The sequence below is a fragment of the Actinophytocola xanthii genome, assembly GCF_001921205.1.
Classification (GTDB): domain Bacteria; phylum Actinomycetota; class Actinomycetes; order Mycobacteriales; family Pseudonocardiaceae; genus Actinophytocola; species Actinophytocola xanthii.
This window is the reverse complement of the sequence record NZ_MSIE01000073.1, coordinates 1-18,034: the sequence shown is the minus strand read 5'-3', so window position 1 is coordinate 18,034 and position 18,034 is coordinate 1. Positions and strand designations below refer to the sequence as shown.

Genomic DNA, 18,034 nt, shown 5'->3' with positions numbered 1-18,034 from the left:
CCCTAGGGCGCGTCCAGCACGTCCAGCACGGGCCGCGCGGCTGCTCCGCCTACTTCAGGGTGGCGAGCTGGATCAGGTTGCCGCAGGTGTCGTCGAGGACGGCGGTGACCACGGGCCCGAGGTCGGTGGCCTCCTGGGTGAACTCGACGCCCAGGCCCTTGAGCCGCCCGACCTCGGCGTAGACGTCGTCGACGGCGAACTGGGTGAACGGGATGCCGTCGGCGACCAGGGCCTTCTTGAACGGACCCGCCGCGGGGTGGCCGTCGGGCTCCAGCAGCAGCTCGACGCCGTCCGGCTCGGCGGGGGAGACCACCGTGAGCCAGCGGGCGCCGCCGGCGGGGACGTCGGTCTTCTTGGTGAACCCCAGCTTCTCGGTGTAGAAGGCCAGCGCCTTGGCCTGGTCGTCGACGAACACGCTGGTGACGTTGATGCGGATCACGGGTTCGGTGCCTCTCGGTCGATGGGCCACCGCTCGACGATCGAGCGCAGCGGGCTCGGGTCGAGGTGGTGGAACTTGTACCGGCCCTGGCGCCGGGTACGCACCAGGCCGGCTTCTTCGAGCACCGCGAGGTGCTGTGAGATGGCCTGGCGTGAGGACGCCAGGCCGTGCTTCATGGTCAGCCGACCGCAGATCTCGAACAGCGTCTGACCGTCCCGGTCGGTCAGCTCGTCGAGGATGAGCCGTCGCGTCGCGTCGCCGAGTGCCTTGAACAGTTCGGGGTTCGCGTCCACGCGCCAGTTATATGCAAGTCGTCACTTGCCTGTCAAGCCGGTTGATCCGGCGGACGAGGGCAGGTCCCCGGTAGATGAACCCGGTGTACAGCTGGACCAGGGCCGCACCGGCGTCGAACATCCGCATCGCGTCCTCCGGTGTCAGGATCCCGCCGACGCCGATCACCGGGAGCCGGCCCTCGGTCCGCTTCACCACATGGCCCACCACCTCCAGGGCCCGCTCGCGCAGCGGCCTGCCCGACAGCCCGCCGGGCTGCTCGGCGAGGTGCGCCTCGTCGGCCTCCACCCCCGGCCGGGAGAGGGTGGTGTTGGTCGCGACCAGACCCGCGACACCATGCTCCGCGCAGACCTCGAGCACGTCGTCGACCGCCTCCAGGGTCAGGTCGGGGGCGATCTTCACCAGCAGCGGCGGGTTGCGCTCGGCACTCGCCAGCGAGTCCGACTCCCGGCGGAGCTCCGCCAGCAGCTCCCCCAGCGCCGAGCGGTCCTGCAGGCCCCGCAGACCGGGGGTGTTCGGCGAGCTGACGTTGATCGCGAAGTAGTCGGCGAAGGGGTGCAGCTCCCGCAGCGACGCCGAGTAGTCCGCTACCGCCTCCTCCACCGGGGTGGCCTTGGACTTCCCGATGCTCACCCCGATCGGCACGCGCGAGGTGCCCAGCGCGCTCAGCCGCCGGGCCAGCGTGCTGGCGCCCTCGTTGTTGAAGCCCATCCGGTTGATCAGGGCCTCGCTGCGCGGCAGGCGGTACAGCCGGGGCCGCGGGTTCCCGGGCTGGGCGTGCCAGGTGACGGTGCCGACCTCGACGAACCCGAAGCCCAGACCGGGCCAGGCCCGCAGCGCGACGCCGTTCTTGTCGACCCCCGCCGCCAACCCCACCGGGCCCGGGAAGCGGACGCCGAAGACGGTGCGCGGCGTTGGCCTCCCGGCGAGCCGGCGGAGCCCGCCCATCGCGGGGCCAAGGCGTGCCAGGGCCGCGAGCGTGCGCTCGTGGGCGATCTCGGGGTCGCCACCACCGAGGCGGAACAGCGCCCGGCGCACCACATGCTGGTAGACCACCCGATCATCGTCGCACCGGCGGCGGCAGGAGAAGATGGTGGTGTGCCAGACACCGTCGACCTGGACTCGGCCGCCGAGCAGCTCTACGCCGGCACCCGCGAGGAGTTCACCGCCCGGCGCAAGGAGCTGGCCAAGGCGGCCAGGGCCCAGGGCGACCAGAAGACGGCCGCCGCGATCGACAAGCTCGCCAAGCCCACCACCTCGGCCTGGCTCGCCAACCAGCTGGCCCGCGACCCCGACGCCGACCTCGGCCAGGTCGCCGAGCTCGGCGACGCCCTGCGCGAGGCCCACGCCGCCCTCGCCGGCGCCGAGCTCAGGACGTTGTCGCAGAAGCGCACCGCGCTGGTCGCGACCCTGGTCAAGCAGGCCGGCCGATTCCAGGACGCCCCGCTGACCGAGGCGATCGTCCGGGAGCTCGAGGAGATCTTCACGACGGCGGTCGCTGACCCCGAGGTGGCCAGGGTGCTGCTCGCCGGCCGGCTGACCTCGGCCAAGGAGCTCGCCGCCGTGGCCGCCTGGCCCGACATCACCGCGAGCAGCTCGGGCGCGGCTACCGCGCCGGTGAGCCGTCCCCGTCCCGCCAAGCCGAAGAAGGAGCGGTCCGCGCGGGAGGAGGCCGAACACGCGGCGAAGGTCGAGGCGGCCAGGGAGGAGCTCGAGCGGGCGCGCGGGGCGGTCAAGGAGGCCGAGGCCGACCGGGCCGAGGAGGAACGCATCCTGGCCGAGGCCCAGCGGCTCGCCGACGAGGCGACCGACGCGGTCCGGCGGGTCTACGAGGAGCTCGACGCGGCGGAGGCCCACGAGAAGGAGGCACGCCGTCGGGTCGGCTCCGCGAGCCGGTCGGTGAAGGACGCCGAGCGCCGGGCCAGCCAGGCGTGGCGCTCGGTGCAGCAGGCCGAGCGGGCGCTCGACGAGCTGGGCGGAAAACAGAACGGGAAATAGGACGACCCCCGGGCGGCTCCTGCGTTCGCCGAGCGAGCACAGGCTCAGGATCGGACGAGGTCCTGAGAGCTCCGGGGGCCGGGTGACTGCCTGGTATTCGCCGACCACACCGCGCGTCTACGGCACCGGCAGAGCCGATGTCAGCCGTGTTGCGCAGCCGGCCAAACCATGTCCGGTTGGGTGGTCCTTAGCGGACAGCCACCTCACGAGTCCTATAGCAATTCACCGTTGGACCACCTCCTCTCTCGTGTACCACCGAGCCTACGTGTGCCGCGTCGCGGACGCACAGAGATTTTTCTCGCCGGCCGCGGCTTCACACGATCGGGCGGATTCCGCTCAGGTCTCGACGACGACCTTGCCGTCGTTGTCGCCGTCGTTCTCGTCCTGGTGGGTGTCCGCATCGGACTCCTCGGGCCAGTTCCTGGTCCGGTGCCGGCCCCGCCCGCTGGTCCGCAACACGCGCGCCAGCAGCAGGTTCAGTGCCAACGCGACCTCTCGCGCGCCGGGCGTGCCCCAGTGGTGGATCGGCATGCACGCGCCCTGTGCCTGCTGCACGGCGAGCCGGTCGGGCAGCGCGACCGGCATCACCAGCCGACCGAAGTGCTCCCGCAGCTCGGCGATCCGGTACTGGTGCTCGTAGGACTGCGGCCGCACCCGGTTGACCACCACGCCCAGCGGCGAGAGGACCGGGTTGTGCTCCTCGCGAGCCTGCTCGACCGCCTCGAACGCCCGCTGCGCGCCGGACACGGCGAACAGCGTCGGCTCGGTGACCAGCAGGGCCCCGTGTGCGGCCATCAGCGCGGAGCGGGTCAACCTGCCCAGCGAGGGCGGGCAGTCCAGCAGCACCAGCTGGTAGGGGAGCTGGCCGTCCTCGAGCATCGGGCCGAGCTCGGTCAGCGCCCTGGCCAGCTTCTCCAGCCGCCTGGGGTCCGGGTCCTGGTCGTTGAGCAGCTCGAGGTTCTCCGAGCCGACCAGCACGTCGACCTCCTCGCCCCACCCGCTGCGCGCGATCGCGTCGCGCAGCACCGCCGGGCGTGGCGTCTCGAGCACGTCGGCCAGCGTCGCGTCGGTCTCCTCCGGGTCGAGCGTGGCCGTCGCGTTGCACTGCGGGTCCAGGTCGACCACCAGCGTCCGCGCACCGCGGCGCAGCGCGGCCGAGGCAAGGCCGAGCGCGATGGTGGTCTTGCCGACACCACCCTTGAGGCTGAGCACCGCCACCGTTTGCACGGCGACAACCCTACGGGGCATACCCTGTGCGTCCATGCGTCCGGATGCAGTTCGTCACTCGCTCGATGTCGAGCTGGCCGCCGCACGCCGGCGGCGCGGTGGCGACGACCCGCGGGTGCTGGACGTCGGCGGCGGCAGCGGGGTTCTCGCCGTGCCGCTGGCCGCCGCCGGGTGCGTGGTGACCGTCGTCGAGCCGAACCCCAACGCGCTGGCGACGCTCTCCCGGCGGGCCGAGGACGCCGCGGTCGCCGCGCGGATCACCGCGGTCGCCGCCGACAGCGACGCGCTCGGACAGGTGGTGGCCGCCGCGGGCTTCGACCTCGTGCTCGCGCACGGCCTGCTCGAGGTGGTCGACGAACCGAAGAACACCGTCGCCGCGATGGCCGAGGCGGTGGCTCCCGGAGGCACGGTCTCGGTCCTGGTGGCCAACCGCACCGCGGCGTTGCTGCACCACGCGATCGCCGGCCGGTTGGCCGAGGCCGGCCGGCTCGCCGACGACCCCGAGGGGCGCCTGCCCACCGAGCAGCTGCTGCGCCGGTTCGACACCGCGGGCCTGACCGCGCTCCTCACCGACGCCGGCCTGGTCGTCGAGCTCGTGCAGGGCCAAGGGGTGCTGACCGACCTGGTGCCGGGCTCGGCGCTGGGACAGGACCCCGGCGCCGCGGAGACGCTGGCCGAGCTGGAGCGGCGGCTGGCGGCCACCGCGCCGCTGCGTGACATCGCCACCCGCCTGCACGCCGTGGCGCGTCGCGGGGGGACTGTCGGTCCCGTCTGAGAGCCTGGCGGCATGGGGCGCAGTGGAGACCTGCCGCGCGGTCTCGTCGACCGGTTCAAGGCACGCGACGGCAGCTGGCCGGACGACACCGGCTGCACGGTGCTGCACGTCGACATGGACGCCTTCTACGCCTCGGTGGAGATCCGCGAGCGCCCCGAGCTGGCCGACCGCCCGGTGGTGGTCGGCGGCACCGGCGGCCGGGGCGTGGTGAGCTCGGCCAACTACCTGGCCCGCACGTTCGGCGTCCGCTCGGCCATGCCCACCGCCCATGCCCGCCGCCTCTGCCCGAAGGCGGTGTTCCTGCCGCCGACCTTCGCGCTGTACCAGGAGGTGTCCGCGGGCGTGATGGCGATCTTCCGGGACGTCACGCCGCTGGTCGAGCCGCTGAGCCTGGACGAGGCGTTCCTGGACGTCGCCGGCGCGCTGCGGCGGCTGGGCATGACGCCGGGAGCGGTCGCCGAGCAGATCCGCGCCCGCGTCGTCGCCGAGCACGGAATCACCTGTTCGGTGGGTGTCGCGCCGACGAAGTTCGTCGCCAAGCTCGCCTCGGGGTTGTGCAAGCCGGACGGCATGCTGGTCGTGCCGCGCGAGGAGGTGCTCGCGTTCCTGCACCCGCTGCCGGTCTCGGCGCTGTGGGGGGTGGGCAAGCGCACCGCGGAGCGGATGGCGGCGGTCGGCCTGCACCGGGTCTCCGACGTGGCCGCGACGCCGCTCGCCCGCCTGCGCCGCACGCTGGGCAACGCCGCCGCGGAGCACCTGCACGCCCTGGCAAACGGGCACGACAACCGCACGGTCGAGCCGGAGTCGGTGGACAAGTCGGTCGGTGCGGAGGAGACGTTCGAGGTCGACCGCACCGACCGGGCCTCGCTCCGGCAGGAGCTGCTGCACCTGTCCGAGCGCACCGCGACCACCCTGAGGCGCCGCGGGTTGCGCGGTCGCACCGTGTCGATCAAGGTCCGCTTCGCCGACTTCACCACGATCACCCGCTCCCGCACCCTGTCCGTCGCCACCGACGTGACCCAGGAGATCTACCGCACGGCCTGCCGGCTCCTCGACGAGCAGACCCCGCCCGGTGCGGTCCGGCTGATCGGCGTCCGCGTGGAGCAGCTGGGCGAGGAGTCCGCCCAACAGCTGTTCCTCGACGCCCCCGAACGGGGCTGGCGGGACGCCGACCAGGCCGCCGACCAGGCCCGGGCCCGCTTCGGGCTGGCCGCTGTGCGCCCCGCTACGCTGTTGCCGCGTAACCCGGAAGAGCGAACTCACTACCGTCAGTGATCACGCATGTGCGGCGATCAGGAGCGGTCGAGCAGCGGTTGGGGATCGTCAGCGGATGTCGTGGATCATCGCAGGAGCGGGTGTCCTGGTCGTGCTCGTCGGCGTCTACCTCGCCCAACGGCGGCGCAGGCGACCGCGGACCCTCGTCGGGCGCTGGGCCGCCGACAACGGCTTCGTCAACCGCACGGACAGCCGGGTTCACCTGTTCGTGCAGGGCCCGCCGTTCGACCGCGGGGACGGGGTCGTCGAGCGGGCGCTGCTGGTCGGGCAGTGCGCGAGGCGGCCCGCGCTGATCGCCTACTTCGGCTGGTACCGGGGCGACCCGAGCCGGGTCGACGGAGCCTGCCTGGCGCTGGTGCTGGAGCTGCCGGCCGAGGTGGCGCCCCTGCAGCTCGAGGCGAGGGAGGAAGCCGAGGGGGAGCGGTTCGAGCAGCTCTATCGGATCACCTGCGGCGGCCCGGAGCTCGTCGCCGGCGTGGTGACCCCCGCGTTCATGCGTGTCCTGGTCGCCGGGACCGCCCTCGAGCGGGTGAACCTGCGCCTGGACGGGACGGCGATGATCGTCTGGCGGGACGGCGAGCTGGTCGGCGGGCGTCAGCTCACGGCCCTGCACGACCTCGCCGCCGAGCTCTACCGGCAGATCCCCGAGTCGGTCCTGCGGGGCGAGCAGGCTCCGGTCGCCACCCCGGCCACCGCTCCGGTGTCGGCGCCGCCCGGGGCGTCGGCGATCGACATCCACGGCCGTGCGGGCGCGGCCTGGCAGGTGGGTGGCTCGCGCGAGGAGGTGTGGGTCGCCCTCCCGGTCGAGGCGGCCTGGCCCCGGCTGGACATCGTGGCCTACGAGCTGCTGACCGACCAGTACCACGCCACCCGGTTCGACCGGCCGGCCCCGAGCGCCCACCCCCTGGTCGACGTCATGTTCGCCGTCCGTTCGGGGGACGAGAACTTCCGCCGCGACGTGCTGGCCGACCTCGCCGACTGGCTGCCGATCGACGATCGGACCCGCCGGTGTGGCCTGGTGCTCGAGCGTGACCCGCAGCGGAGTGCTGCCACCGCGGACCGCTCGATGAGCCGGATCAGTGCCTACGCCCCGGGCCGGCTCGCCGACACCGCACTCGTCGAGCTGCTGGCCGACGTCGTGCACGAGGTCAGCCAGCGGCTCTCCGAGCGGACCTACGGGTACCGGGTGTCCGGGCGGCGTGAGCGCTCGCCTCAGCAGGTGTAGAGGCTGTTCGGGTGGACGCGTTCGCAGTAGCGGACGTGCAGGTGGTTGTCGTGGTTCGGGTACTCCGTGGTCAGGCCCTCCTGGACGAGCACCGGGTCGTTGAAGAAGATCAGCCGCACGTGGCCGGGTGCGGTGTTGCGGATCGCCTGGACGAGGGTGCGGGTCGCCGCCCGGTCGTAGGTCGAGGACTGCCAGGTGATGCGCCCCGCCGAGCACTGGGCGCTGTCGGTGCGGATCGGCCACAGGTCGACGTCCAGCCCCACTTCGTGGCTGGAGTGGCCGGGGATGTCGCCGCCGTGCTCGAAGCCGGCGTCGCCGAGGGGCACCTGCCCGTTGCCGGTGCCGGCGAAGTTCCGCACCGCCTGCTCGAGTTGGCCGACCGCGGCCGCCGTCGCCCAGTTCGCCGTGCCGTTGCCGTCCGGGTCCTTGTCGCAGATGCCGGTCGCGAGGTCGGGGTAGCCGTAGTGCCAGAGCAGGTTGCGCCAGGTCGTCGGCCCGACGATGCCGTCGACGCCGATGCCCGCGTGCTCCTGGAAGGACCGGACGGCCGTGGCCGTCGCCGCGTCGAACGTCCCGTTGACCGGGAGCGCGAGGCGGCGTTTCTCGTTGAGCTGGACCTGGAGGGCACGCACGGCTGGACCGGTCGCGCCCTGGCTGATCTGCGGTACCAGCGCGGTCCAGGTCGCCGGGCCGACGATGCCGTCCACGCCGAGGCCCTTGCTGGACTGGAAGGCGCGCACGGCCGTGGCGGTGGCGTTGCCGAAGATGCCGTCGGCCGTGGTGGCGTGGCCGTGGTGGGTCAGCAGGTGCTGGAGCGCCACCACGTCGGCTCCGCGGGTGCCGGTGCTCTGGGTGGGGAAGAAGGCGTTGGGGAAGGCGTTCGCCGGCGTGCTCACCAGGAGCGTGCCGGCCAGGGCGAGCACGGTGGCGAGTGCGACCACCATGCGACGGGGAGTAGCCATGGGGCCACATTATGGTGATTACCTGTCGGAAAATAAATGGGGATCGTTAGATTTTCACCGGGCTCCCGGTCGACGCCCGGGTCCTAGAATCTCGGCATGGGCGACGTGGCGGTGACCAACGTGGTGCTGCTGGTCGTCGCGGTGCTCGCCCCGACCGTGCTGTTCTGGCTGCTGCTGCGGCTGCCTCGGGTCGTCGACGGGCTCGGGGCGGCGGTGCGGCGGCGACGGGGGCCGAGTCCGACGGGCCCGCCCATCGAGCGGCTGGCCGCCGACCTGGAGCGGGTACGTCGCACGCTCGCCGAGTTCCCTCCGGGAACGCCCCAGGTGCGCCGGCGCGCCGCCGGCGAGGCCTACGACGCGCTCCTGGCGCAGGCCTGCCGCGCCGTCGACGTGCCGCACACCCTCGACCAGCTGCCGCAGGGAATGGCCCGCGAGGTGGAACGGCTGCGGGTCGAGGAGGCTCTGCGCCGGGCCGGTATCAGCTGAACCTCAGGGGTTGGTCAGCGCCGGGAGGAGCTCGGCGAGCGGGTCGCGGAGGATGACGGCGGCCAGGTGGTCGTAGGGGGTGGGGGAGGCGTTGCAGATCATCACCGTGGCGCCGGCGCGGGCGGCGAGGCCGACCAGCCCGGCGGCCGGTTGGACGGCCAGCGAGCTGCCGGTGACCAGCATCAGGTCGCAGGTCTGGACGGCTTCCTTCGCGCGCAGCAGCACCTCCCGGTCCAGCGACTGACCGAACGAGATCGTCGCCGACTTGAGGATGCCGCCGCAGACCAGGCAGGGCGGGTCCGGCTCGCCCGCCCGCACCCGGTCCAGCGCCTCGGACATCGGCCGGCGGTCACCGCAGGACAGGCACACGGTGTCGAAGATCGAACCGTGCAGCTCGATCACGCGCTCCGGGTCCGAGCCTGCCTTCTGGTGCAGCCGGTCGATGTTCTGGGTCACGATCGCCGCAAGGCGGCCGGTGTGCTCGAGCGTGACCAGCGCGCGGTGGGCCGGGTTGGGCTCGGCCGACCAGACCGGGTGGGACAGACGGGCCTGCCAGGACCGGCGGCGGACCTCCGGGTCCTCGGTGTAGGCCCGCAGCGAGGACAGGCGCTGGCTGCCGGGCTCGCGGGTCCACAGGCCGTTCGGGCCGCGAAAGTCCGGAATGCCCGACTCGGTGGAGATCCCCGCTCCGGACAGCACGACGATCCGGGACGCGGCGGCGAGCGTGGTGTTCACGAGCGCCAGGCCAGCAGGTCGTCCAGGGGCTTTGTGTTGATCACTCGCTCGGGTGGGACCTCGCACTCCTCGGCGCGTTCGCAGCCGTAGGGGAGCCAGTCGAGTTGGCCTGGGGCGTGGGCGTCGCTGTCGATGGCGAACACGCAGCCGGTCTCCAGGGCGAGCGAGAGCAGCCGGCGGGGCGGGTCGAGGCGGTCCGGGCGGGAGTTGATCTCCACGGCCACGTTGTTGTCCCGGCAGGCGGCGAACACCTCGGCCGCGTCGAACTCCGACTCGGGCCGTGGGCGGCCGCGCACCCGGCGCCCGGTGCAGTGGCCCAGGATGTCGACGTTCGGGTTGCTGGCCGCCGCCACCATCCGCCGGGTCATCTCGGCGGCCGGCATCCGCAGCTTGGAGTGGACGCTGGCCACCACGACGTCCAGGCGGGCGAGCAGCTCCGGTGTCTGGTCCAGCGAACCGTCGTCGAGGATGTCGACCTCGATCCCGGTCAGCACGCGGAACGGCGCCAGCTCCCGGTTGAGCTCGGCCACCACGTCCAGCTGGCGCTCCAGCCGCTCCGCGGACAGCCCGTTGGCGACGGTGAGCCGGGGGGAGTGGTCGGTGAGCACCACCCAGTCGTGGCCGAGCAGCCGGGCGGTCTCCGCCATCTCCCGGATCGGGCTGCCGCCGTCGGACCAGTCCGAGTGAGTGTGGCAATCGCCACGTAGCTGGGTGCGCATCGCCTCGCCGTCGGCGACGGGGGTGACACCGCGCTCGAGGAGGTTCACCAGGTAGGCCGGCTGCTCGCCGCGGGCTGCCGAGGTGATCACGGCGGCCGTGCTGCGGCCGATACCCGGCAGCTCGACCAGCGTCCCGGCCCGCAGCCGAGCGTCCAACTCGCCCTCGACCAGGCCGTCCACGACGCCCGCGGCCCGGCGGAACGCCTGCACCTTGTGGGTGGGCTCACCCGCCCGCTCCAGCAGGAACGCGATCTGCCGCAGGGCTCGAGACGGATCCATCTACCCCGTCCAGCGGGGCTCGAGGCGGATCGCGACACGCTCGTGACGCGCCTGGTTTTGCTGATGCATACGACCATGATTCCGGATCGGGTAGTCGCGGAGGCTCGGGGCTCGTATCCTGGGGGGTGACGCCCCCGGGGTGGGGCGCCCGCCGGGTCCGGCGGCCAAGAACCGTGATCGCCCGGCGCTCGCGACCGCTGTGCCGGAGGAGGAACGAATGCCACTCTCCGAGCACGAGCAGCGACTGCTCGACCAGATTGAGCGTGCGCTTTACGCCGAGGATCCCAAGTTCGCATCCACGGTCCGCGGCGCGCGCCTGCGCCGCCCGTCGCGGCGACGACGCCTACAGGGCATCGCGCTGTTCGTACTGGGTGTCGCGCTTCTGGTGCTGGGTGTGATCCTGCCGCTGAAGCCAGGCGGTGTCCCAGTAGTCAGCTTGCTCGGGTTCCTGGTGATGTTCTTCGGTGCGTTGCTCACGCTCTCCGCCATCCGCCACGGCGGCGGCGAGGGTGAGGAAAGTGCCGAGGCACCCGCGAGCGGCGGAGGAGCGCAGAAGGCGCGCCGCAGCTCGTTCTCTCAGCGAATGGAGGACCGCTTCCGCAAGCGGTTCGACGAGGAGCCGTAGAGAGTCTCGTTCGTCTGGATCGCCGGGCGCCGCACGTCGGCACCCGGCGATTCTTCGTGCGTGAGGTCGACCGCATGACGAGGGGAATGTCAGCGGTCATCCGGCAGCATTGACCTGGCACCCGTCCGCCACGATGGAGGTTTGCCGTGGGCCTGCGGATTCCGGAGAACGCACAGTGGACACGACTGGCCGAGCGAGTTGCGGGGGTAGCCCCGTCGGGGTTCGCCGGCGACCGGCTGCGCAACCTGTACGAGGGGCGCTGGCAGGACGGCGGGGAGCGCTCCGCCATGGTCTCGCCGGTGGACCAGACGACGATCGGTCAGCTCTCCAAGGTGGATGAGCCGACCGCGCTCAAGGCGGTGTCGGCCGCCCACCAGCAGCACCGGGAGTGGGCCGACGTCCCGCTCGCCGACCGCAAGGCGCGGGTCCACGCCGCCGTCGACGCCATGAGCGACGTCCGCGACGACCTGGCCCTGCTCCTGGCCTGGGAGATCGGCAAGCCCTGGAAGCTCGCCTGCGCCGACGTCGACCGCGCCCTGGACGGCGTCCGCTGGTACCTCGACAACATCGACGAGATGCTCGCCACCGACGCCCACGGCCGCCCGTTCGACCGCACCCCGCTACCGGGCCCGGTGAGCAACATCGCCAGCTGGAACTACCCGATGTCGGTGCTCGTGCACGCCGAGCTGGTCCAGCTGCTGGCCGGCAACGCGGTCGTCGCCAAGACCCCCACCCAGGGCGGCGCGGTGTGCCTGACGGTCGCGCACGCGCTGATGAACGACGCCGGCCTGCCGGTCACGCTGCTCTCCGGGGACGGCTCGAAGCTCTCCGGCGCGCTCGTCCGCTCGATGGAGATCGGCGCGCTGGCGTTCGTCGGCGGGCGGGACAACGGGGGCAAGGTCGCCACCCAGCTCGTCGACACCGGCAAGCGGCACATGCTCGAGCAGGAAGGCCTCAACTGCTGGGGCATCTGGGAGTTCTCCGACTGGACGAGCCTGGGTGCCCACCTGCGCAAGGGGTTCGAGTACGCCAAGCAGCGCTGCACCGCCTACCCCAGGTTCGTCGTCCAGCGCGACCTCGTCGACGCGTTCCTGGCGACCTACCTGCCGGTGGTCTCCTCCGTCCGGTTCGGCCACCCGCTCGCGGTCGACGACGCGGCCGGCGCCGAGCTGCCGCAGCTCGACTTCGGCCCGATGATCTCCGCGGCCAAGGCCGCCGACCTGCGCAGGCGGGTGGACGAGGCGCTGCACCACGGCGCTGTTCCGCTCTACCGGGGATCGCTGGACGAGGGCCGGTTCCTGCCCGGCCAGGACACCTCGGCCTACGTCGCGCCGACCACCCTGCTCGCCCCGCCCGGGGCGTCGCGGCTCATGCACGAGGAGCCGTTCGGCCCGGTCGACACGATCGTCGTCGTCGACACCAAGGCCGAGCTGCTCGCCCAGATGAACGCGTCCAACGGTGCCCTGGTCGCCAGCATCGCCTGCGACGACGAGGAGCTGGCAACCGAGCTCGCCGAGCACGTGCAGGCGTTCAAGGTGGGCGTGAACAAGCCACGCTCCCGTGGCGACCGCGAGGAGCCCTTCGGCGGTCGCGGCGGCTCGTGGAAGGGCGCCTTCGTCGGCGGCGTACACCTGGTGCACGCGGTCACGCAGGGGCCCGCCGACGAGCTTCTGTACGGCAACTTCCCCGACTACAACCGCTACCCGGTCTGATGGTCGCTCCCGCTCCTGGGGGCGTGGTCCCTGGTGACCGCTACCCGGGGGCGTAGTTTCTGGCATTCGGCCTCGGGCGCTGCGCTAAGTGCCCGAGGCCGTGGCTTTTGCCTGTCTTGACCTCACTTTCGTTGCTACGTTGCGAAAGTCGGTGGGTCGAGCCGAGGGCGGGTGCACATGGCGAGCGAGCACGGGCAACATCTCCCCCGGCGGGCGGTGCTCGGCGGTGCCGGCGCCGCGGCGGCCTGGCTCGCCGTGGGCGGGTCCCGCGTGGCCGGTGCCAGCGGGAGCGCGGCGGCCGCGCCCGGGCTGCACTACTGGTATCCCGTTCCGGCCGCGCCCGGGCAGGTCACCGCCGACGTGTGCGTCTACGGCGGGACCTCTGCCGGCGTCGCCGCCGCGGTGCGGGTCGCGCGGGCGGGGCGGTCGGTGGTGCTCGTCGTGTTCGGGCGGCACCTGGGCGGGTTGGCCTCCTCCGGGCTCGGGGCCACCGACTCCGGGCGGATCGAGGCCATCGGCGGGCTCTCCCGGGAGTTCTACCGGCGGGTCGGTGCGCACTACGGCCGGCCCGAGTCGTTCGCGTTCGAGCCGCACGTCGCCGAGCGGGTGTTCGACGAGTGGGTCGCCGAGGCCGGCGTGCCCGTGTACCGGGAGCACCGGCTGGCCGGGGTGGACACCGCGGCCGGCCGGATCACCGCGCTGCGCACCGAGAACGGGAAGGTGTTCCGCGCCCGCGTCTTCGTCGACGCCTCCTACGAGGGCGATCTCATGGCCGCCGCCGGCGTCACGCATACCGTGGGCCGGGAGTCCAACGCGACCTACGGGGAGACGCTCAACGGCGTGCAGTTCCGCTCCGGCCACCAGTTCCAGGGCACGGTCGACCCGTACGTCGTGCCGGGCGACCCGGTCAGCGGGCTGCTCCCCGGCGTGCAGCCCGACGTGCCCGGCCCCACCGGCTCGGGCGACCACCGGATCCAGGCGTTCAACTTCCGGCTCTGCCTGACCAGGGCGGCCGACCGGCTGCCGTTCCCGCGCCCCGCCGGCTACGACCCGGCGCGCTACGAGCTGCTGCGCCGCTACCTCGCGGCCGGCGTCTGGGACGCGATGCGGCTCAACACGCCGATGCCGAACGGCAAGACCGACATGAACAACAACGGCGCGGTCAGCACCGACAACATCGGGCGCAACTACGGCTGGCCAGCCGGCGACTACGCCACCCGCGAGGCCATCTTCCAGGACCACGTGCGCTACCAGCAGGGCCTGCTCCACTACCTCGCCAACGACCCGGGGGTGCCGGCCGCGGTCCGCGCCGAGGTCAACACCTGGGGCCTGCCGGCGGACGAGTTCCCGGAGACCGGCGGCTGGCCGCACGAGCTGTACGTGCGCGAGGCCCGCCGGATGGTGTCCGACTACGTGATCACCGAGCACGACTGCCGGTGGGCCAGGGTCGCCCCGGATCCGGTCGGCCTGGCCTCCTACACCATGGACTCGCACAACTGCACCCGCGTCGTGGTCGGCGGTGCGGCGCGCAACGAGGGTGACGTGCAGGTCGCCCCCGCCGGACCGTACGGGATCTCCTACCGCGCGATCGTCCCCCGCCGCGGCGAGTGCGCCAACCTGCTCGTCCCGGTGGCGCTGTCCGCCTCGCACATCGCGTTCGGCTCGGCCCGGATGGAGCCGGTGTTCATGCTCCTCGGGCACGCCGCCGCGGCGGCGGCCTGCCTCGCCGTCGAGCACGACGCCGCCGTGCAGGACGTCGACTACGCCACGCTGCGGCGCGGGCTGCTCGCCGACGGGATGGTGCTCACCTGGCCACCCGGCCGCGGCCCGCTCGCACTCGAGGGCGCCTCCACGCTCCCCGCCGGGCAGCCCTCACCGGTGTCGGCGACGCTGCGCAACGAGGAGGGCGTCCAGGTCACCGGCGTGTCCGTGGCGCTGTCCGCGCCGAGCGGCTGGAGCCTCACGCCGGCCGGGCCGCAGACCCGGCCCGCGCTGGCCGCGGGGGAGTCGTTCACCGCGACCTGGACGGTCACCGCCGCCGCCCCGCCGGTGCTGCTCGACCCCGCGACCCTGTCGGCCAGGGCCGCGTACTCGGCGGGCGGGCCGGTGTCCGTCGACGCCTCCACCACGGTGACCGTCGCCGAGCCGGTCGCCGCGCCGCTGGTGACCGCGTCCTCGACCACCGCCGTGTTCGGCCAGCGGGGGACCGAGCTCGCCGTCCGGGCCACCGGACGCGACCTCTGGACCGGCGTCGACGAGTACGGCGCGATCCTGCGTCCCGACGCGGCCGGCACGGCGACCGTCGCCGAGGTGACGCTGCTGTCCCAGGACGCGACCGACCCGAACGCCCGCGCCGGCCTGGTGATGCGGGACGACCTGCGCGCCCCCGGCCGGTCGGCCGGCTACGTCGCGCTCGTCGCCAAGCCCGCCAACGGGTTCCTGCTGCTCTGGGACGCCGACGGGGACGGCACGCTCGACTCGGTGTCCCGGCTGGAGCTCACGCCGACCCCGTTCCCCACCCGGTTGCGCCTGGCACGCTCCGGCACCCGCTTCACCGGCTCGGTGCTCCTCGACGGCACCTGGCGCCAGGTCGGCACCGCCACCCTCGGCTCGGCGGCGCCCACCCAGGACGTCGGCGTGCTCTGCTGCGCGCACAGCACCACTCCCGGCCGCGCCCGCTTCCGCGACCTGACCCTCACCTGACCCGGCGCCGCCAGATCGAACGGGGGAGCAGCCGGGCTCGCCAGCCGATCGGGTTGGAGCGCCGCAGCCCGGCGATCACCTGGTCGAACGCCGCCCCGAGCGCGGGATCCGGCGCGGTCTGGCCGCCGTACCAGGACCGCTCGACCTCGGTGACCACGGTCCGCAGCGCCCGACGTCCGTCCTGGTCGAGCTCGTGCTGGGTGGCCAGGCGGCGGGCGGCGGTCCGCACCGTCTCGGTCTCCGCGACCTCGATGCCGCGGTCGGTCGACTCCGCCAGCAGCTCCGCCCACGCCGAGGAGGCCGCGGTCGGACCGCTGGTGTGGGCCTCGTGGCGCCGACGCAGCCGGACGCGCTCCCGCACGACCCCGGGTGCTGCCGCGAGCAGCAGGACCACCACGAGCGCCGCCAACCACCAGGACACGAACCCGGCCGCGAACACCGCGCTGAGCACCCAGCCCACCGCGGCCAGCGCGACCAGCACCTCGGCGCGCCGCCGCGACGGCGGGGGTGCGGCCTCCGCGCCGACCGCGGGCTGGGCGTCGCCCGCCCGCCGCCGGGCGGCCATGGCCGCCGCGCTCGCCAGCAACGACAGCGCGACCAGCGCGCCGATCGTCCACCACATCCAGCCAGGTGAGCTGGTCTGGTCGGCGTCGCCACCGGCGGCGCCGCCCTCGTCCTCGAGCTGCTCCGCCTGGTTGGTGGCGGGACCGCTCGGCGCGGTCGGCGGCGCCGACGTCTCCGCCGAGTTGGTGGGGTCGTCCTCCGGCGTCGGCGCCCCGCTCTCGGTCGCGTAGGGCGGGTCGTAGGTCGTGCCGTCGGCCAGCGGCGTCGGGTCGAACTGCACCCAGCCCGAGCCCGGGAAGTACACCTCGACCCAGGCATGCGCGTTCTGCGTGGTGATCGTCCGGTAGTCGCCGGAGACGAAGCCCGCGGTGTAGCCCATCGCCACCCGCGAGGGGATGTTCGCCGCGCGCAGCAGGATCGCCATCGCCGAGGCGTACTGCTCGCAGAACCCGGCCTTGCTGTCGAACAGGAAGTCGACCAGCGCGTCCTCGTCGGTCACGCTCTCGGTCTCGGTCTCGTAGGTGAACCCGTTCTCCACGTCGAAGTACGACTTGATCGACTGCACATGGTCGAACGTGGTGCCGGGGCCCGAGGTCAGCCGCCTGGCCAGGTCCACGACCCGCTCGTCGATCCCCTCGTTGCGCGTGTAGACCTCGTCGATCTCACCTGCGGCGACCGGCGGCGCGGCGCGCAGCGTCTCGGCGGAGGGCAGGGTGAGGTCCGCCTCCTCGACGTAGGTGGGCAGCCGCTGCTCGTTCTGGCTGTAGACCGTGCCGCTCGCCGGGTCGTAGCGCATGCCCTCCGGGAGGTTGTGCAGGCGGCGGGGCGTGCCGACGACCGGTGCCCAGTGGTCCTTGGAGTTGATCGGCTCGATCTGCACCTCGACCGGTTCGCCCGGCGCGAAGCCCGGTGAGCCGGGCGGGGCCGGCAGCTCGCGGGCCTCGGCCGGCACCCCGCGCGGCATCTGCTCACGCCCGCGCCAGCCGCCGTTGGCGTCGTACTCGGCGAGGGTCAGGGCGCGCAGGTACCGCGGGTCCTCGAGGCCGCGGATGCGGAACAGCTCCGCGTTGCCGTCCCGGTTGAGCATGCCGCGCAGCGAGGTGAACGGGTTGAGGCCCAGACCGCCGGAGCCGCTGCCGCCCGAGCCCCCGGGGAGCTGGCCGACCGTGCCGATCCCGGTCACGGTCGCCCCGGCGAACAGCGCGACGACAACCGCCGCGGACACCAGCGCGGCGGGCGAGCCGAAGCCGCCGCCGGTGCCCTGGACCGTCGGCCGGTTGCGCCACTGCTGGTGGCGGTGGGCGCCGTCGACGGCGAGCAGCGCGGCGAAGGAGACCGCTCCCAGCACGAACGCCCACCAGGGCAGCATCTCGTCGGCGAGCGAGGCGGGGACCGCGTAGACGCAGAGCAGCACCAGTCCGCAGGCGGCCGGTGTCCCGGCCGACACCGCGAGCGTGTCCACGAGCACGGCGACCATGCCGATCGCGATGACCACCAGGCACAGGACGGCTGTGGTGGCGCTGACCGGGGGTACGCCTGTACGGACGACCTCCACCGAGTTCCGCAGCACCTCGCCCAGGTCGGCCAACGCCTCGGGCCCGGGGAAGATGCCGAGCACGCCGCTGTCGGTGAACAGGACCACGAGCAGGCACAGCAGCGCGAACATCTGCAGCAGGCCGACGAGCAGGACCGGCGTGCGCACCGCGCGCAACCCCAGCCCGACCGCCGTCACCACGGTCACCGCGACACCGCCGTACCCCCACCACCGCAGCCCCTCGATGACCCCGGCCAACGCGAGCGAGGCGCAGAGCGTGGTGACCGCCGCGACCACCGGGGTCACGGTCATCGACCACTGCGCCGAGGTCAGCTCGGCGGGCCCGGCCGGCGGGGGAGCGGACGGGCGGGGCCGACGCGGCGGGTGCGGCGACGCGGGCGGTGGCGGCGCGGGTGGCGGGGGCGCCGTGGGCGATGCGGTCACTGGCCGACTCCGGTCCGGGTGGCGGTGCGGGTGGCGGTGCG

Annotated in this window: 16 protein-coding genes; 8 read left to right on the top strand and 8 right to left on the bottom strand. The window is 73.3% G+C overall.

The annotated features are described in order from the left end of the window. Window positions 1–49: 49 nt before the first annotated feature. From BU204_RS31205 to BU204_RS31195, 3 genes are read right to left on the bottom strand one after another with little or no spacing between them, the layout of a single operon-like run. The gene (locus BU204_RS31205; protein WP_075129381.1) at window positions 50–439 is read right to left on the bottom strand and encodes a VOC family protein; all 390 of its coding nucleotides are present in this window, start codon (window positions 437–439) and stop codon (window positions 50–52) included. Then, complete coding sequence (locus BU204_RS31200) at window positions 436–732, bottom strand: ArsR/SmtB family transcription factor (protein WP_075129380.1); 297 nt, start codon at window positions 730–732, stop codon at window positions 436–438. The genes BU204_RS31205 and BU204_RS31200 overlap by 4 nt, the downstream gene beginning before the upstream one ends. 7 nt (window positions 733–739) lie before the next feature. After that, window positions 740–1,786, bottom strand: a complete 1,047-nt coding sequence (locus BU204_RS31195; RefSeq protein ID WP_075129379.1) for a quinone-dependent dihydroorotate dehydrogenase — start codon at window positions 1,784–1,786, stop codon at window positions 740–742. 42 nt (window positions 1,787–1,828) lie between these two features. On the opposite strand from BU204_RS31195, the gene BU204_RS31190 reads away from it, so the two are divergent. Beyond that, the gene (locus BU204_RS31190; RefSeq protein WP_075129378.1) at window positions 1,829–2,728 is read left to right on the top strand and encodes a coiled-coil domain-containing protein; all 900 of its coding nucleotides are present in this window, start codon (window positions 1,829–1,831) and stop codon (window positions 2,726–2,728) included. Window positions 2,729–3,064: 336 nt separating this feature from the next. Here BU204_RS31190 and BU204_RS31185 read toward each other — a convergent pair whose 3' ends face one another. Then, window positions 3,065–3,955, bottom strand: coding sequence for a ParA family protein (locus BU204_RS31185; RefSeq protein ID WP_075129377.1), 891 nt, complete (start codon window positions 3,953–3,955; stop codon window positions 3,065–3,067). Window positions 3,956–3,989: 34 nt separating this feature from the next. On the opposite strand from BU204_RS31185, the gene BU204_RS31180 reads away from it, so the two are divergent. The 3 genes from BU204_RS31180 to BU204_RS31170 are packed head-to-tail and all read left to right on the top strand — an operon-like array spanning window position 3,990 to window position 7,230. Beyond that, window positions 3,990–4,730: a class I SAM-dependent methyltransferase gene (locus BU204_RS31180; RefSeq protein WP_075129376.1), complete on the top strand. Its 741-nt coding sequence runs from the start codon at window positions 3,990–3,992 to the stop codon at window positions 4,728–4,730. Window positions 4,731–4,742: 12 nt separating this feature from the next. Then, window positions 4,743–6,005: a DNA polymerase IV gene (locus BU204_RS31175; protein ID WP_075129375.1), complete on the top strand. Its 1,263-nt coding sequence runs from the start codon at window positions 4,743–4,745 to the stop codon at window positions 6,003–6,005. Between the two features lie 55 nt (window positions 6,006–6,060). Continuing rightward, a complete protein-coding gene (locus BU204_RS31170) occupies window positions 6,061–7,230 on the top strand; it encodes a hypothetical protein (protein WP_075129374.1) in 1,170 nt (389 codons plus the stop codon). Here the strand turns inward: BU204_RS31170 and BU204_RS31165 are convergent. After that, entirely contained in the window at window positions 7,218–8,192 is a 975-nt protein-coding gene (locus tag BU204_RS31165; RefSeq protein ID WP_075129373.1) for a penicillin-insensitive murein endopeptidase, read from the bottom strand. The two genes, BU204_RS31170 and BU204_RS31165, sit on opposite strands and share 13 nt — an antisense overlap. 96 nt (window positions 8,193–8,288) lie before the next feature. On the opposite strand from BU204_RS31165, the gene BU204_RS31160 reads away from it, so the two are divergent. Further along, window positions 8,289–8,678: a hypothetical protein gene (locus BU204_RS31160; protein ID WP_075129372.1), complete on the top strand. Its 390-nt coding sequence runs from the start codon at window positions 8,289–8,291 to the stop codon at window positions 8,676–8,678. 3 nt (window positions 8,679–8,681) lie between these two features. Here BU204_RS31160 and BU204_RS31155 read toward each other — a convergent pair whose 3' ends face one another. Both BU204_RS31155 and BU204_RS31150 read right to left on the bottom strand, forming a co-directional pair. Next, window positions 8,682–9,413, bottom strand: a complete 732-nt coding sequence (locus tag BU204_RS31155) for an SIR2 family NAD-dependent protein deacylase (RefSeq protein ID WP_233160796.1) — start codon at window positions 9,411–9,413, stop codon at window positions 8,682–8,684. Then, a complete protein-coding gene (locus BU204_RS31150; RefSeq protein ID WP_075129371.1) occupies window positions 9,410–10,411 on the bottom strand; it encodes a PHP domain-containing protein in 1,002 nt (333 codons plus the stop codon). Before BU204_RS31150 ends, BU204_RS31155 begins: the two co-directional genes overlap by 4 nt. 217 nt (window positions 10,412–10,628) lie before the next feature. On the opposite strand from BU204_RS31150, the gene BU204_RS31145 reads away from it, so the two are divergent. The 3 genes from BU204_RS31145 to BU204_RS31135 all read left to right on the top strand — a co-directional run bounded on the left by BU204_RS31145 (window position 10,629) and on the right by BU204_RS31135 (window position 15,451). Next, window positions 10,629–11,036, top strand: coding sequence for a DUF3040 domain-containing protein (locus BU204_RS31145; RefSeq protein ID WP_075129370.1), 408 nt, complete (start codon window positions 10,629–10,631; stop codon window positions 11,034–11,036). Between the two features lie 146 nt (window positions 11,037–11,182). After that, window positions 11,183–12,748, top strand: coding sequence for an aldehyde dehydrogenase family protein (locus BU204_RS31140; protein WP_198943053.1), 1,566 nt, complete (start codon window positions 11,183–11,185; stop codon window positions 12,746–12,748). 177 nt (window positions 12,749–12,925) lie between these two features. Then, window positions 12,926–15,451: an FAD-dependent oxidoreductase gene (locus BU204_RS31135; protein WP_075129369.1), complete on the top strand. Its 2,526-nt coding sequence runs from the start codon at window positions 12,926–12,928 to the stop codon at window positions 15,449–15,451. On the opposite strand, the gene BU204_RS31130 is transcribed toward BU204_RS31135, so the two are convergent. Beyond that, the gene (locus BU204_RS31130) at window positions 15,444–17,993 is read right to left on the bottom strand and encodes a transglutaminase TgpA family protein (RefSeq protein ID WP_075129368.1); all 2,550 of its coding nucleotides are present in this window, start codon (window positions 17,991–17,993) and stop codon (window positions 15,444–15,446) included. The genes BU204_RS31135 and BU204_RS31130 overlap by 8 nt on opposite strands. Window positions 17,994–18,034 lie beyond the last annotated feature (41 nt).

What these genes read in the sequence shown, in the direction of transcription:
- BU204_RS31180 (WP_075129376.1), top strand. Translation starts at nt 3,990, where the DNA reads ATGCGTCCGGATGCAGTTCGTCACTCGCTCGATGTCGAGCTGGCCGCC.
- BU204_RS31175 (WP_075129375.1), top strand. Translation starts at nt 4,743, where the DNA reads ATGGGGCGCAGTGGAGACCTGCCGCGCGGTCTCGTCGACCGGTTCAAG.
- BU204_RS31170 (WP_075129374.1), top strand. Translation starts at nt 6,061, where the DNA reads ATGTCGTGGATCATCGCAGGAGCGGGTGTCCTGGTCGTGCTCGTCGGC.
- BU204_RS31165 (WP_075129373.1), bottom strand. Translation starts at nt 8,192, where the DNA reads ATGGCTACTCCCCGTCGCATGGTGGTCGCACTCGCCACCGTGCTCGCC.
- BU204_RS31160 (WP_075129372.1), top strand. Translation starts at nt 8,289, where the DNA reads ATGGGCGACGTGGCGGTGACCAACGTGGTGCTGCTGGTCGTCGCGGTG.
- BU204_RS31150 (WP_075129371.1), bottom strand. Translation starts at nt 10,411, where the DNA reads ATGGATCCGTCTCGAGCCCTGCGGCAGATCGCGTTCCTGCTGGAGCGG.
- BU204_RS31145 (WP_075129370.1), top strand. Translation starts at nt 10,629, where the DNA reads ATGCCACTCTCCGAGCACGAGCAGCGACTGCTCGACCAGATTGAGCGT.
- BU204_RS31135 (WP_075129369.1), top strand. Translation starts at nt 12,926, where the DNA reads ATGGCGAGCGAGCACGGGCAACATCTCCCCCGGCGGGCGGTGCTCGGC.